The organism is Candidatus Marinimicrobia bacterium CG08_land_8_20_14_0_20_45_22, from assembly GCA_002774355.1.
Classification (GTDB): domain Bacteria; phylum Fidelibacterota; class UBA2242; order UBA2242; family UBA2242; genus 0-14-0-20-45-22.
Genome location: PEYN01000062.1, coordinates 1 through 16,150, shown reverse-complemented (window position 1 = coordinate 16,150; position 16,150 = coordinate 1). Strand labels below are relative to the sequence as shown.

11 protein-coding genes are annotated in these 16,150 nt (G+C 43.8%); all 11 read left to right on the top strand.

Annotated elements, in window-relative coordinates; translation table 11 throughout:
• Window positions 1–19: 19 nt before the first annotated feature.
• Complete coding sequence (locus COT43_03965; GenBank protein PIS29385.1) at window positions 20–676, top strand: hypothetical protein; 657 nt, start codon at window positions 20–22, stop codon at window positions 674–676.
• The gene (locus COT43_03960; GenBank protein PIS29384.1) at window positions 673–3,819 is read left to right on the top strand and encodes an AcrB/AcrD/AcrF family protein; all 3,147 of its coding nucleotides are present in this window, start codon (window positions 673–675) and stop codon (window positions 3,817–3,819) included. The genes COT43_03965 and COT43_03960 overlap by 4 nt, the downstream gene beginning before the upstream one ends.
• A 189-nt stretch (window positions 3,820–4,008) precedes the next feature.
• A complete protein-coding gene (typA, locus tag COT43_03955) occupies window positions 4,009–5,856 on the top strand; it encodes a translational GTPase TypA (protein ID PIS29383.1) in 1,848 nt (615 codons plus the stop codon).
• A gap of 38 nt (window positions 5,857–5,894) precedes the next feature.
• Window positions 5,895–6,914, top strand: a complete 1,020-nt coding sequence (locus COT43_03950) for a hypothetical protein (GenBank protein ID PIS29382.1) — start codon at window positions 5,895–5,897, stop codon at window positions 6,912–6,914.
• On the top strand, window positions 6,911–7,471 hold the full coding sequence (locus tag COT43_03945; protein ID PIS29381.1) for a dCTP deaminase: 561 nt from the start codon (window positions 6,911–6,913) through the stop codon (window positions 7,469–7,471). The genes COT43_03950 and COT43_03945 overlap by 4 nt, the downstream gene beginning before the upstream one ends.
• A 3-nt stretch (window positions 7,472–7,474) precedes the next feature.
• On the top strand, window positions 7,475–8,317 hold the full coding sequence (gene ispH, locus COT43_03940; protein ID PIS29380.1) for a 4-hydroxy-3-methylbut-2-enyl diphosphate reductase: 843 nt from the start codon (window positions 7,475–7,477) through the stop codon (window positions 8,315–8,317).
• Between the two features lie 36 nt (window positions 8,318–8,353).
• Window positions 8,354–9,235 (top strand): pyridoxal 5'-phosphate synthase lyase subunit PdxS, encoded by an 882-nt coding sequence (locus COT43_03935; GenBank protein PIS29379.1) that lies wholly within the window; start codon window positions 8,354–8,356, stop codon window positions 9,233–9,235.
• Between the two features lie 31 nt (window positions 9,236–9,266).
• Window positions 9,267–9,836: a pyridoxal 5'-phosphate synthase glutaminase subunit PdxT gene (locus COT43_03930; GenBank protein ID PIS29378.1), complete on the top strand. Its 570-nt coding sequence runs from the start codon at window positions 9,267–9,269 to the stop codon at window positions 9,834–9,836.
• On the top strand, window positions 9,833–11,725 hold the full coding sequence (locus COT43_03925; protein ID PIS29377.1) for a 1-deoxy-D-xylulose-5-phosphate synthase: 1,893 nt from the start codon (window positions 9,833–9,835) through the stop codon (window positions 11,723–11,725). Before COT43_03930 ends, COT43_03925 begins: the two co-directional genes overlap by 4 nt.
• A gap of 162 nt (window positions 11,726–11,887) precedes the next feature.
• Entirely contained in the window at window positions 11,888–14,851 is a 2,964-nt protein-coding gene (locus COT43_03920; protein ID PIS29376.1) for a hypothetical protein, read from the top strand.
• Window positions 14,852–14,861: 10 nt separating this feature from the next.
• Window positions 14,862–16,150 (top strand): hypothetical protein (locus COT43_03915; GenBank protein PIS29375.1); only part of this gene is annotated, 1,289 nt, incomplete at its 3' end.

The window sequence follows — 16,150 nt, the reverse complement described above, 5'->3', positions numbered from 1 at the left end:
TAAACAACTGGAAGCGGCTATGGCAAATGCTAAAAGTCAGATGGAAGATAGTTATATCAAAGCGCCAATTGCCGGCGTTGTATCGGAACGTTTTCAAGAACAAGGTGATCAAACATCGCCGCAAATGCCAGTCTTCACAATCGTCAAGATGAATCCGGTGAAAGTAATGATCGAAGTTGTTGAAAGCCAGATCGGTTTGGTGAAAGTCGGCCAGAAAGCGCACGTTACTGTTGAATCATATCCGGATCAGGAATTCGAAGGTAAAGTATCGAAAATTAATCCGACGCTGAATCCGATATCACGTACTGTCAAGGCAGAAATATTGGTCAGCAATCCTGACCTGAAATTGAAACCCGGAATGTTTGCAAAGGTCGAAGTTGCGGTCAACCGGCATGATAATGTTCTTTTAATTCCGAAGTATGCAGTCCTCGAAAACACAAAACTCGAATATCTGGGCGGGGAGATCACCAATAGTCAGGTCATTGTTGAAAAATTTGTTTTTACCGTTCAGGATAGTCTCGCATTCCGTAAAGTGATTCAAGTCGGAATCGAAAACGGTAGTATGGTTGAGGTTCTGAACGGTCTGAATATCAATGATCTGATCGTAACCATTGGCCAGCACAATTTGCTTGACTCGTCGAAAGTCGATATCATCACAAACAGGAGTGGATTATGAGGCTTTCCAATCTAGCTATTCGGAGAGGGATCACTTTTGGAATGATTTTTATCATTGCGATCGGATTCGGTGTTTTCGGTCTGAGCGCTTTGAAAATCGATCTCTTTCCAAACATTACTTTTCCAATTATCGCGGTAATCTGCGAATACCCCGGAGTTGGTCCGGAGGATATAGAAAACTCTCTCTCCAGACCGCTTGAAAAAGCAATCGTTGCTACTAAAAATATTAAAAAAATGACATCTCATTCGACTTCGGGAGTGTCGATCTTGATTGTAGAATTTGATTGGGGAACGGATATGAATCAGGCTGAAATCGATGTCCGGAAGAACATTGATATGGTTCGTGATTACCTCCCTACCGAGGCAGGTTCGCCTGTTACCTTTGCATTTGATCCGTCGATGCAACCGATTCTTTTCATGACTTTGAGTTCGGATCAGCTGGGAATGGCAGAATTACGCACGCTAGTGACCGATCAGATCGAACCTCGTCTCGAACGGATCGTCGGGGTAGCTTCTGCAAGCACCTCCGGCGGAATGGAACGCCAGATTCGCGTTCTGGTTGAGCCGCAAAAACTCGCCGCGCTGGGCATCTCGATTCAACAGATATTACAAACGCTTCGGACTGAAAATCTACAGATTCCCGGCGGTATTATTAACGATGAACATAAAGAATTTACAGTCCGTACATATGGCGAATATTCGAATGTTTCACAGATAGAAAACACAGTCATTGGAAATAAGGGCGGTTCGCCAATCTATCTGAAAAATGTTGCCAGGGTGATCGATGGTTTTAAAGATCAGACGCAGGTCGTCCGAAATAACGGGAAGAACGCGCTGGTTATGTATGTTCAAAAACAGTCAGATGCCAACACTGTACAAACTGCCAAAGCAGTACGCGCGGAATTGCCTAAGATTGCCGATAAAATCGGGCAAGGCGTCAAATTCAGCATTATTCTGGATAGTTCGGAGTTTATAACTCGTTCGCTGAATAATCTGAAAAGTACGGCATTGCAGGCATTTATTCTCTGTTTTATCGTTCTGTTCTTCTTCCTGCGGCATTTCACTAGTTCCATGATAGCTGCAATCTCAATACCAGTTTCGATACTGGTTACCTTTTTCGTCATGTACGAGATGAAACTGACGCTGAATATTATTTCGATGGCCGGACTTGCGCTGGCAATCGGCATGTTGGTCGATAACGCTATTGTCGTCCTCGAAAATATATATCGGCATAAGGAAATTGGTGAAGAAATCAGAGTCGCCGCCGATGAGGGAACCGCACAGGTTGCTATGGCAATTACGGCATCGACGCTGACCACGCTGGCTATCTTTGTCCCGATCCTGTTTGTACCGGGTCTTGCCGGTGAACTATTCACCGATATGGTCGTTACGATTGTCGTATCCCTGACCGCTTCGCTATTAGTCGCATTGACATTGATTCCTCTTCTGGCGTCCCGTTTGCTATCCAAAGAGAAAGCGTACAAATCCAAGTTTATGATCAAACTGGACAGAGGACTGGGAAATTTCATCGACAATATGGAAAATAAATATGTCCGCATCCTCGATTACTTCCTCGGACATAAGAAAGTTTTTCTGATGGGATTGTTGTTAATTATTGTCGCCACGGTTCTGATTTATCCGAAAATGGGTGCTGAGTTCATTTCCCGCACGGATCAATCCATGATCTCAGTTACCATCGAACGTGAGACGAGCGCTTCATTAACTTCAACAGATCAGACATTCCGGGAGGTCGAACAAATCATCAAACAGGAAGTACCGGAAGCAATCAATATTCAGTCAGAAATGGGGACCGGATCCGGTTTTGGTGCACTTTTTGGTACAGCCGGAACCAATAAAGGTTCGATCACAATCAGCTTGCCGGATGTCAAAGAACGTAACCGATCATCGTCTGAGATTACAGATGTGCTTCGCAAGCGTCTTTCAAAGATACCGGGCGCTAAGATTTCATTCTCCGAAGGAGGATCGATGTTCGGCGCTGGCGGTGATGTCGATATTAAGATATATGGTCATAACCGGGAGATTGCGATTGCATTGGCTGATAAAGTGGCAGAACGCATTGAAAAGATTAACGGTGTCGTCGATATAAAAAAAAGTTATAGTCAGCCAAAACCTGAATACCAGGTACGCCTGGATCGTAACCGGATTTCTACTTTAGGTCTGTCAGTCTATCAGGTTGCTTCCACGATCGAAACCGATATCAAAGGAAGTATTGCGACGCAGTACCGTGAAGGAGGCAGAGGATATGATGTTCTCCTTCAACTCGATGAATCTGCCCGTCAGTCTATGAACGATATCGAAAACTTGTATGTCACCTCGATATCCGGCGTCCAGATACCTCTGAAAAATGTCGCGAGTGTGATCCCCGGCGAAGCTTCCGAAAAAATTACCCGTGAGGATCAGGAACGTATGCTTTCCGTTTCCTGTACCGTTTCTGGAAGAGATTTGAAAAGCGTTACGACAGATATAAATAATGAAGTCAATAAGATTGCATTTCCTTCCGATTTCCGGTGGGAAATTGGCGGATCCGCGAAGGATCAGCAAGAATCATTTATGTATCTTGCGCTTGCTCTGCTTGTCGCAATCTTCCTGGTTTATATGGTCATGGCGTCGCAATTTGAATCTCTACTTGATCCGTTCATAATCATGTTCACAGTGCCGCTGGCATTGATCGGCGTCGTCTGGATTATGGTACTGACAGGAACGACCATGAGTGTCACCGGACTGATCGGATGCGTCCTGTTAGTTGGTGTCGTCGTGAATAATGGAATTGTTCTGGTAGATTATATCAATCAGATGCGCGAAAAACACGGAATGGATCTGTGGATTGCCATATTAGTCAGCGGAAAACGCAGAATGCGGCCAGTACTGATGACCGCATTGACAACTATTTTCGGTATGTTGCCACTTGCTCTGAATCTGGGTTCTGGCGCTGAGATATGGGTACCTCTGGCGAGAACCGTCATTGGCGGTCTGACCTTTGCAACGATATTCACTTTGATCCTTGTGCCGCTCATTTACCTGTTTTTCGAGCAAATTGCATTGAAACGGGCGATGAAGAAGCACCGCATCGAAATGAAACCGATCGGCAGACCGGAAAACTTCGACATTACCCTTATTAAGTAAATAAATCTAGTTACTCCACAAAAAGCCTTCCGTGCAATGTGCGGAAGGCTTTTTAAATAGTAAATGACTGTTGGCAATTTAAACGGGATAGATAATTGAATAAATAGTATAGAAAATCTCATAAAATTTTCATTGAAAGTTCGTATACTTGATGCTTGAAAAATTGAGTAGCACATTAGAAACGAGAATATGAGAAAACAAAATATACGGAACATCGCCATCATCGCTCACGTCGATCACGGCAAAACGACTTTGGTGGATGGAATGCTCAAACAGAGCGGCACATTCCGGGAAAATCAGCACATTGAAGAACGCGTCATGGATTCGATGGATTTAGAGCGCGAACGCGGCATAACAATCTCAGCGAAAAACACGGCTATATGGTACAATTCAGTCAAAATAAATATCGTTGATACGCCTGGGCATGCCGATTTCGGCGGCGAAGTCGAGCGGAGCCTGAACATGGTGGATGGCGCATTGCTACTGGTGGACGCCAGTGAAGGACCTTTACCACAGACGCGATTCGTACTGAAAAAGGCCTTAGCAAAAGGACTTCCAATCATTCTTGTTATCAATAAAATCGATCGCCGGGATGCGCGGATCGATGAAGTTGTTAATGAAGTTTACGACCTGTTCATCGATCTTGGAGCAACAGACGAACAGATTGGATTTCCAATTCGATACACACAAGCGAAGACGGGAGTGGCACATAAAAAATTGGATGATGGCTCGGAGAATCTACAGCCGCTTTTCGATGCAATATTAGAATTCACTCCTGGACCAGAAGCAGACGATAATGAACAACCGCAGTTTTTAATCACTAACGTCGATTATGATTCCTATGTTGGACAAATTGCCATCGGCCGGCTTTCACACGGATTGCTCGAAATGAATAAAAGCTATACGCTATGTGGCGAGACGGAAAACGTTAACAACGTGAAATTTTCCGCGCTATACACATTTCGCGGCTTGGTAAAAGTTCCAGTCGAAAAAGTTGAAGCGGGTGACATCATTGCCGTAGCCGGCGTTCCAAACGTGGCAATTGGCGACACGATTTCTTCACAGGAAAATCCAAAACCGTTACCGCGGATTCACGTCGATAGTCCGACGGTTTCAATGATTTATTATGTAAATACAAGTCCGTTTGCCGGAAAAGAAGCCACGTACATGACGTCGCGTCACCTGCGCGAGAGGCTTGAAAAGGAGACGCTCCGAAATATTGCTATTCAGGTGAACCCAATAAAAGAACGTAGCGATGCTTTTGAAGTCTGCGGACGCGGCGAATTACAAATGGCGATTTTAATTGAAACGATGCGTCGTGAAGGTTATGCCTTAATGGTTTCAAAACCACGCGTCATCACGATTCAACGTGATGGAAAAGTTTTTGAACCGGTTGAACGGGTTTTTATCGACGTGCCGCAAGAATATATCGGCGTTGTTACGGAAAAGCTTTCTATTCGAAAAGGTCGTATGACTAAATTGACAAACACCGGAAGCGGGCGGGTCAATTTGGAGATCGTTATTCCGACGCGAGGATTGATCGGTTTCCGAAGTCAATTTCTTACGGACACGCGTGGCATGGGTGTGATGAACACACTTATTGAAGGTTACGAACCGTGGTTTGGAGCAATTCCGCAACGATCAACCGGGGCGATGGTTGCCGACAGACAGGGAAGAGTCACCGCGTATGCGAGTTTTGGAATGGTAGATCGTGGTGAACTGTTTGTCGCTCCCGGAACGGAAGTTTATTGTGGGATGATTATCGGAGAACGTAATCGGCCTATGGACATGAATGTAAACATCGCCCGCGAAAAGAAACTGACCAACATGCGCGCATCGACATCTGATGCTACAGTGACTTTACGGCCGCCGCGCATTTTAACGCTTGATCAATCCATCGAATTTATAGCCGAAGATGAACTGGTCGAGGTGACACCGCAGAGCGTACGGCTTCGCAAAATGGAACTCGATCCGTTGAAACGTTATGTGATGAAAAAACGGGAATGCGACGGAGGGCAATTTGACTTTAACGAATAAAAAAGTAAATTTCTTTCGTTTTTAAATAGAAAGAGTTTATGCAGAAGCACGACTGGCGCCCGATCATACGCCTAATTAATGAACATGACAGAATCCTGTTATCGTCACATGTCAATCCCGACGGAGATGGATTGGGGTCGATTGCCGCGCTTTTCCATGTTTTGAAGAAGCTCGGGAAAAACCCCATCATTCTGAATTCGGATGTTCTGCCTTACGAATATTCTTTAATGAACGAGGGGGGTATTTTTCAAAGATATGATTTGGCAATTCATCATGACATGATCAGCCAAATCGATTTGATCATCATGGCTGACGTCGAAAAGCCAGAGCGCATTGGAAATCTGAGCAGTGTACTGTTAGCCAGAAATATTCCAATGATCTGCATTGATCACCATCCTGGCGAACATTTGCATTTTACATTTAAAGTCGTTGATGAAAACGCGCCATCAGCGGCTTCGTTAGTATATGAACTCATCCAGACGATAGATACGAATCTGATCGACTTGCCGGTTGCCGAGGTACTTTATATCGGGCTGATGACGGACACCGGTTCATTTTGCTATCAAAATACGACATCCGAGGCATTTTCTATGGCCTCTGATTTAGTAGCACGTGGCGTCATTCCGTCTAAAATATTTTCGCAAATCTATGAGAATTACTCACCGGGTCGCATGCGGTTAATCGGTATGCTTTTTCAGGATATTCATTATGAATTTGATGGCAAACTTGCTTGGGCTGTCGTATCGAATGAACAGATCAAAAAAGCAGGTGCGTTAATGGAAGAAATCGACGGATTTCCTGAAGCGATTCGGTCAATTCGCGGCGTTGAAGCCTCTATCGTTTTTTTGGAAACGCGACCGAACTGTATTCGCATCAGTTTACGTTCCAAAGGTAACTATGTTATAAACGGTGTGGCTTCAAAATTTAACGGTGGCGGACATGCTTTCGCGGCTGGAGCGACCGTTGAGATGCCATTAAAGGAATCTGTATCGGCAGTTCTAACTGAACTGAGGAAACTCTTTTTACATAATGATGAAATAGAAGGCGTGCAAAATTGAGCGTTAAATCGGATCGCTGGATACAGGAGATGTCTGAAAATTACGGCATGATCGAACCGTTCGAGAAGGATCAGGTTTCTAAAGGCGTCATCTCATACGGCGTCTCAGCTTACGGCTATGACATGAGAATTGCGGACGAATTTAAAATCTTTCGCGGCGCCGGATCTAAAATTCTTGATCCAAAGAATTTTTGTGATGATTTTTTTGAGATATTTGTGGGGAAAGAGTGTATTATTCCGGCAAATTCTTTCATATTGGCGAGAAGCGTCGAATATTTCAGAATTCCTAGAAACATCATTACAATCACATCGGGAAAATCGACTTATGCACGGTGTGGTGTGATCGTGAATGTGACGCCGTTTGAGCCGGAATGGGAAGGTTTTGTGACGATTTCGATTTCCAATACATCGCCACTTCCGGTCAAACTGTACGCAATGGAAGGAATCGCTCAAGTCATTTTTCTGGAGAGCGACGAAATCTGCCAAATTTCCTACGCCGATAAAAAGGGAAAATATCAGGCGCAGAAAATGATCACAACGGCTAAAATCAGTGAATGAAAAATGAAACGACGAATCACAATAGCAAAAAGTTCAGGTTTTTGTTTAGGAGTTCAACGCGCTGTCGAAATGGCGCTTGAATCTGCTAAGAAATATGGCGAAGTCCAGATGCTTGGCGAGATTGTTCATAACGAAACTGTTATTGAAATTTTGAAAAATGCCGGAGTGAGAATTGTTAAAAGTTTGGATGAGGTGGATTCGGCTAAACCCGTTTTGTTCCGTTCTCATGGAACTCCCAAAGGAATTCGGGAAACGGCTCGCCGTAGCGGATTGAAGGTCATCGACGCGACTTGTCCGCTGATTATCCATATTCACAAAGTCGCCCAAAAGCTCGAAGCCGACGGGCGAACAGTAATAGTCATTGGCGACAAAGGACACGATGAAGTGACGGCGATTGTAAGCGATTTGGCGAATTCAATTGTTGTTTCGAATATTCAGGATGCGGAATCTCTGCCGAGAATTCGAAAAGCAGGCGCCGTCGCTCAATCGACTCAGGATATTGAACAAGTCGGGAAAATTATGTCGAAGATCGTTGAAAAGGTTGAAGATCTTCGTTTTATTAACACGATTTGCAATCCGACGCGCGATCGTCAACGTCAGGTGATCAAATTAGCATCATCAAATGACATCATGCTGATCATCGGTTCACGAACGAGCGCGAATACCAAACGGTTGGCGGCGATCGCTTCGGCTATTAACCCAAAAACGTTTTTAATTCAAAATGTGGACGAATTGAATCCGGATTGGTTTGAGAAGGCGCGGACAATCGGAATCTCGTCTGGCGCATCGACGCCTGCCGAATCAATCGAAGAGGTTAAGAAAAAAATCGCCCGATTTTCATCATAAATTGTAAATTACATTGGAATTTGAAGGAGAAATGAAATGGAAAAAAGTTCATTTGAAGTAAAAATCGGACTGGCGGAAATGCTCAAGGGCGGAGTAATCATGGATGTTACAACGCCAGAACAAGCAAAAATTGCCGAAGACGCTGGCGCTGTTGCTGTGATGGCATTAGAGCGCATTCCAGCCGATATCCGTGCAGATGGTGGAATCGCGCGGATGTCCAGCCCTAAAATCATTCAAGAAATACAAAAAACGGTTTCTATCCCTGTGATGGCAAAATGCCGGATTGGTCACTTTGCTGAAGCACAGGTTTTGGAAGCGCTGAAAGTTGATTTTATCGATGAAAGCGAAGTTCTTACGCCTGCCGACGAAGAAAATCACATCTGGAAACACGATTTTAAGGTTCCGTTCGTCTGCGGATGCCGCGATCTGGGCGAAGCGCTTAGACGGATCGGCGAGGGTGCCGCGTTGATTCGCACCAAAGGCGAAGCCGGTTCAGGCAATATCGTCGAAGCCGTTCGCCACATGCGGCGTGTTCAACAGGAAATGCGAAAATTGACGACGCTTTTGGATGATGAATTGATGGCTGAAGCCAAACGACTCGGTGCGCCTTTTGAAATCGTTAAGCAAGTGGCAAAAACGGGAAAATTACCTGTTCCGAATTTTGCCGCTGGCGGAATCGCGACACCTGCAGACGCTTCGCTTATGATGCAACTCGGCGCAGAATCTGTGTTTGTTGGCAGTGGTATTTTCAAATCGGATGACCCTGCGGCGAGAGCCAGAGCAATTGTTTTAGCGACGACATATTTCGATAATCCAGAAAAAGTCGCTGAAGTATCTGCCGAATTGAAATCTGCCATGAAGGGAATTGATGTAACGTCTTTACCGGAATCCGAGCGATTGGCGACCAGAGGTTGGTAAGTATTTTTTATTAGGATTGTAAAATATCTAAATGAGTCGTAGTCTGAATATTGGCGTTCTGGCTCTTCAAGGAGCATTCCAAAAACATGTAGAAATGCTTAACCGAATCGGTGTAAAAAGTGAAGTGATCCGGTATGGCGAGCAACTGCGGACGATTGATGGACTAATCATCCCGGGCGGCGAATCGACGACGATGACCAAAATCATTTTTGAGATGAGATTTCTACCGGATTTAGAAGCGTTCGACAAGCCAATTTTCGGAACCTGCGCAGGCGCTATTTTATTGTCAGAAACGTGTGACGATCCGAATATCCAAACATTTAAAAGAGCACCGGTAAAAATGTTGAGAAACGCCTATGGTCGGCAGGTAGATTCGTTTACAGAATCTGTAAATCTAAGTTTTAACGATAAACCCTTTTCGGCAATTTTTATTCGTGCGCCAAAAATTACTGAGTGTTCTTCGAAAGTAGAAATTCTCGGCCGGTTTAACGGTGAAATCGTTCTCGTCCGATATCGGCAATATTTGCTTTCGACTTTTCACCCTGAACTGAAAAACGATCCTCGTATTCACGAATATTTTATTGAAATGGTTAAAAAATGAATCAATTTTTATCGAAATACAAATTGTTGTCGAAGATCGACTCGCCGAAAGATTTGAAGAAACTTACACTTGATGAGTTAATTACACTAAGCGACGAACTTCGCAGTTATATCATCGAGACAACTCAAATCACCGGTGGGCATTTGGCGTCAAGCCTCGGAGTCATCGATCTAACCATTGCGCTTCATGCCGTCTTCAACACGCCGGAAGATAAACTCGTATGGGATGTCGGGCATCAGGCGTATGGACACAAAATTCTGACCGGTAGAAAAGAAGAAATTCTGACTATTCGTCAATATGGCGGCATTAGCGGATTCTGTAAGATTTCCGAAAGTGAATACGACACCTACGGAGCCGGTCACGCCAGCACTTCGATTTCAGCGGCATTGGGGTTGGCGTCGGCACGGGATATGTCAGGCGAAAGCGAGCGGATCGTTGCTATTATTGGTGACGGCGCTCTAACAGGCGGTCTGGCCTATGAAGGTTTAAATAACGCTGATAAACTGAAAGGTCAGTTTTTAGTCATTCTCAACGATAATCGCATGTCGATTTCCCGGAATGTTGGCGCGATGTCGAATTATCTAACACGCATTGTGACGCATCCAAAATATTTGCGCTTTAAGACGCGAGTATGGGATTCGTTGTCGTATTTACCGAAGGGTGGAAATTTTGCGAGAAAGATAGGGCGGAAATTCCTCGAATCGTTGAAAAATATTTTGGCTCCCGGAATAGTGTTTGAAGAATTTGGATTCCGGTATTACGGACCAATCGACGGACATGACCTTGGACGATTAATCGAAACGCTTAACAGAATTAAAGATTTTAAATATCCAGTTCTGTTGCATGTGATTACCCAAAAGGGCAAGGGCTTGGCCAGCGCCGAAAATGATCCGACGAAATATCATGGTATTTCTCCAAAATCGCCGGATGTTAAGGAGCAAAAAGTGACGACAAGCGCGCCGCCGTTTCTAAAAGTTCTGGGCGAAACGTCTTGCGAAATTGCCGAGAAGAACAACAAAGCCGTGTTTATCACTGCCGCAATGGCAGATGGTACCGGTCTGGTGGAATTTTCAAATAAATTCCCCAAAAGATATTTTGATGTTGGCATTGCCGAAGGTCACGCGGTGACATTTGCCGCCGGACTGGCTGTCGCCGGTTATCGACCGGTCGTTGCCATTTACTCGACTTTCCTACAACGCGCTTACGACCATATCATTCACGACGTCGCTCTTCAAAATTTACCGGTCATTTTTGCACTGGATCGCGCCGGACTGGTTGGAGAAGATGGACCAACGCACCATGGCGCATTCGATTTGAGTTACCTAAACTGCATTCCGAATATGATCATTTCCGCTCCTCGCAACGGAACTGAATTCCGTAATCTGCTTTTCACGGCATTTCAACAAAATGAATATCCGTTCGCGATTCGCTACCCGAAGGAATCTTGCTCAGTTTTCGAGAATCAACAAGAGCCGACGATTTATCCGGTCGGCAAATGGGAAATCCTGAACAAAGGATCGGAAGTTGCTGTTGTTTCCGTTGGCATTCTGTCGAATGCGGCGCTGGACGCTGTTAGTATTTTACGGAAAAAAGGAATCGATCCGACGATCGTTCACGCGCGTTTTGTCAAACCAATCGATCATGAATTACTGAATGAACTTGCACGAACTCATCAGTGGATTTTCACTCTTGAAGAGAATTCGCTTATTGGTGGATTCGGATCGACAATTTCACGGATTTTGTCGGAAATGCGATCGCCGATAAGATTGGTAACGCTCGGTATTCCGGATGAATTTATCGAACAGGGAACGCGTGAAATTCTGATTGATAAACTGGGCTTGAATGCAGAAGGAATCGCTCGATCAATATCTGGCGTTCTTAGTCAATAGGTTTCTGCCGGTTAATTTGCTAATTGTACATTTCATTTATCTAAATCAGAGTATTTTCTGATCATCTTTGTTTAAATGAGAGTTAAGTCACACGATCAGTCATAAAAAAACATTAAAATCACCTTGTGTTTTTTAACCTGATAATTATGGATGGGTGTTAATATGAAAAAATTGACCATCGGGGTTTTCGCCGGTTTTTTGCTGATGTCATCTCAGTGCAGTATGGATTTCCCAAATGAAGCCGATCTACCTTCATGGTCGGTGAATATATCTGTACCCATCGCTGTTGAAACATTGACCATCGATGACTTGCTGAAGGATTCGCTTTTTGTCGGCATTCCCTATGGCGTGAGCGGCGATTCTATATTAGCGTATGAAAAGTCCATAAACATCGAATCGGTCAAAGTAGGCAACCAGCTTGAAATCGACAATATTCATAAATCTTTTATTCAGAATATTGACGAAGTCAAAGTCGATGGAACGGAAAAGAGCTTTAGCTCAAGTTTGGAATCAGTCGGCATTGATCCTATTTCTAAAAGTATTTCGTCGCAGATAGGAAAAATTGAATTGAACGATACTGAAAAGAAACAGACTGAACCGATCTTTTTTACTAATATTATTGATTTAACAAGCGTTCCTGAAGGCGTAACGAAGACAATTTCACAAGGCACGCAATTCCCGGTCATTTATAGAACCGTGAAATTTGACAATTTCGACAGCGCGATTTTTACATTCGGCGAATTGGGAATTTCCATCAACAATAATTTGGTCGTTGAGCTTGGGCATCCAATAACAGTTCGGCTTCTTGATGCAGATTCTTCCACGATTGTTGGATCAGATGGAGATACGGCAAAAGCGGAATGGACTGTCGGAATCTCGACTCGCAATACCGGAACGAAACAAATATCACTGGCAGGAAAGACTTTACCCGGAGAGGTGATCGTTCAGATCAGTGGCGCAATCTGCGGATCAGGGCCAATGGATATTACCAACAACGAAACGGCTAGAAATTCATCGTTTATCGTTGAAGTTCAAGCAAGAAATCTTGCTGTGAGTCAAGCAGTTGCAATTATTCCTGAACAACAAATCGACACAACGAACACGATTACACTCTCTCCTGACCAGCCGAATAAAGTGAGCCGCGCACAGATTTTAGATGGAAAAATGACGCTGAATGTTCAAAATAATTTACCAGTGGACATCCAACTCCAACTTATTGTACAATCTATTGATATAACTTCGTCTCAATCAATCGAACCACTGACGCGCAGTTTTTCGATTCCGGCGAACCAACTGTCAGACATTTCGGTCGCACTCGATAGTTACTTTCTTGTTATGGATATTGCCGATCAGAAAGTCGAATATTCCTATCAAATTCTGACGGAGGACACGAATCCGGAGAAAGCGACACTGTCGGAAACGGATAATATTCTGGTAGATTTAAGCATTGCTGGAAAGATTGATGACCAGATCACTTTTTCAATGATTGAAGGAATCATCGAGCAACAAACGATTGTTGAAAACGGTGAAATCACAGTAGAGTCCGGTTCACGAATTACGAGCGCAGTGATTTCTTCCGGATCGTTGACTTTCAATTTCGACAATCGTATCAACCAAACAGCATCTGGCGTTCCACAAATTGTTGTCAATTTGCCGCAGATCGTCAATTCTACAGGAACACCGTTGAGTGTTACATTGAACTTGAATCCGGGAGTTTTGACATCATCGCAAGATCTTACGAATTATCGGTTAGAACCGCTCTTACAGGTTATTTCCAGCGATAGCACTCGTCAATATTTAACATACGAGACAACTATAACGACGTCGATCGGTGAGATCGCAAGATACAACTTAATGGATTCGATCATCGTTCAGATCAATGTTTCCGAAATGCATTTTTCGAGCGTTACCGGATATTTCAATCAAGAAGCAATTGTCTCGCAAGATACGATCCATCTTGAACAACCCACGAAAATCCAAACGGCAGAAATCGCTGGCGGCGACATGATTCTGACGATGACCAATCAAATCGGCGTTATCGCTAATGTGGAATTTACTATAGATGAAATTATTCATAAAATAACGAATCAGCCGCTGAAAAAAAACATTGAATTGTCCGCCGATCCGTCACCATCCATAGTCACTATTCCATTGGATGGTTATCGAATTTCTCTGCCGCTGGCAAATCTATCTGACAATCAACAGATTCATTATAAATCGACCATTGAAATTCCCAGCGATGCGCCGATGACGCTTAGTTTGGAAGAAGAGATCGAAGTACAGGTAGATTTGAACGATTTGTCTTTTTCCAGTATTGCCGGAATTATCGATCCGGTGAGCATTGATCTCGACACGGTCGAACAGGAAATTTCTGCACTACCCGATGAATTGAATGGGGTTGATCTTTCGAATGTCGATATTTCGATTATCTTCGATACGAATATCGGCGTTCCTGTTTGCTTGAATCTGACGTTAATGTCGTATAACGAATCCGGCGATACGGTTTACTCCGTGATTGACCAGATCATAACGGAAAATCCGATTGTGCAAATTTTAAATGCCGAAGACCTGATCAACATCAAACCTAAAAAAATCGTTGCTTATGGGAATGCGACGGTTGGCGGAACCGGAACAGTCGATACATCGCAGTATGTCTCAGGTGTCATGCAAATATCCGTCCCAATGGAAATGATCATTAAAGAAGACGCTGTAGTCGAGTTAGATCCTGAATTGGTAGATGAAAATATTCCAAAAGAAATTGAGTCGGCAACGATCATCGCGAAAATTGACAACGGATTCGATTTCGGAGGGAAAATTGAATTGTTAGCCGCAAAAGATACAATGTATTTTTCCGAAGGATTTCTACTCGCGCCTGACACATTAGCGGTGCTTAATATTTATCCGGATTCGTCTTTTACCGAAAAAGTGGTTCTCGATGACACAAAATTTGCCCTGTTTGAAGATTCGCTGTATATCAAGCCGAACATTAAACTGTTCGGAATGAAAGATATAAGCGGAAATCCGATTCCATCGCGCATCCTGACGAAGGATACCATGAAATTGCAGATTTCGGGAATTATTCGGGGATTGGTGGATTTACCAGAATTAGCCAATAAAGGAAAGTAGGAGCCGGAATATGAGACAAAAATATTTTGCAGTTTTTATAGTCACGATGATACTTACAGGCAATGGATTTTCTCAGTATTATATGAATCCGCAGAGCATCGCAATGGCAAATGCATATTCCGCAAAAGCACGCGGTACTAACGTAATCGGTTGGAATCCAGCTAATCTCGGACTCGATGGAAATCCGTCCTTTTCGATTCAATTTGGTGTATTGCCGCTCGTTCCGGTGATCAGCATTCAAATGAACAACAGCACGATTTCCCCATTTTGGATTAACAGTAAATTTATGACCGGAACGTATTTAACCGATGAAGACAAAGAAAGTCTGATGGATGATATTCCGGACGATGGTCTTGATTTTACCCCATTACTGCATTTCCGGATTTTGGATTTATCCTTCGGAAGATGGGCTGTTTCGATCGGGCAGGAAGTAACCGGAACAATCATTTTTCCAAAGTCGCTATTTAGGCTGGCATTCTTTGGAAACGAATTCGAGAAACCGATCGATTTGAGTAAGACCGATGTTGAAATGCAAGCGGTCGCGACGGTTGGTGTTGCACACGGAAGAGTGATAAACATTCCTTCTGGTATTCCCCTTTTAAGTGAATTTGTTCAGAAAATATCCATCGGCGCTGCGGCGAAATTGCTCGTTGGAGAAGGCTACGTTGGTTTCGAAAAAATGAATGCCTCTGCTATAACCTATGATGACCACATTGATCTAAACGGAAATGTAAAAGCCAATTATGGTGTTGGCGGACTCGGCGTAGCATTCGATCTGGGTGCGGCCGCCGAAATCAACGATAAAATCACCACAAACATTTCTCTCAATAATCTGTTTGGGTTCGTGAATTGGGGAATTGTCAAATCCGGAATCGCCGAATATTCGTTTGCCGCTGAAATCTCAAGTGAGGATTATGACAATATTGATTCGTTGCTCGAAGCAGGCGTTAAGGAGGATACGACTTACGAAACAAACAAGTTTAGAACGCATTATCCTGCATATCTTTTAGTCGGTGGCGCATATAAATTTTCAGATGAACTGGATATTTACGCCAATTACAGACAATATTTTCGTAACCAGTTGGCTTCCAGTATTTCGCCGACTATTTCCATAGCCTGTGAATATCGTCCGTTAAGCTGGCTGCCAATCCGCGCCGGTATTTCAGCGGGTGGTCTGGAACGGTCACAGATGGGTTTTGGTTTCGGGCTCAATTTTTCACATTACAAACTGGACTTCGGAGTATCCCAAACCGGCGGTATCTTTAATCATGAGAAAGGGATGGCATTTTCCTTTTCACA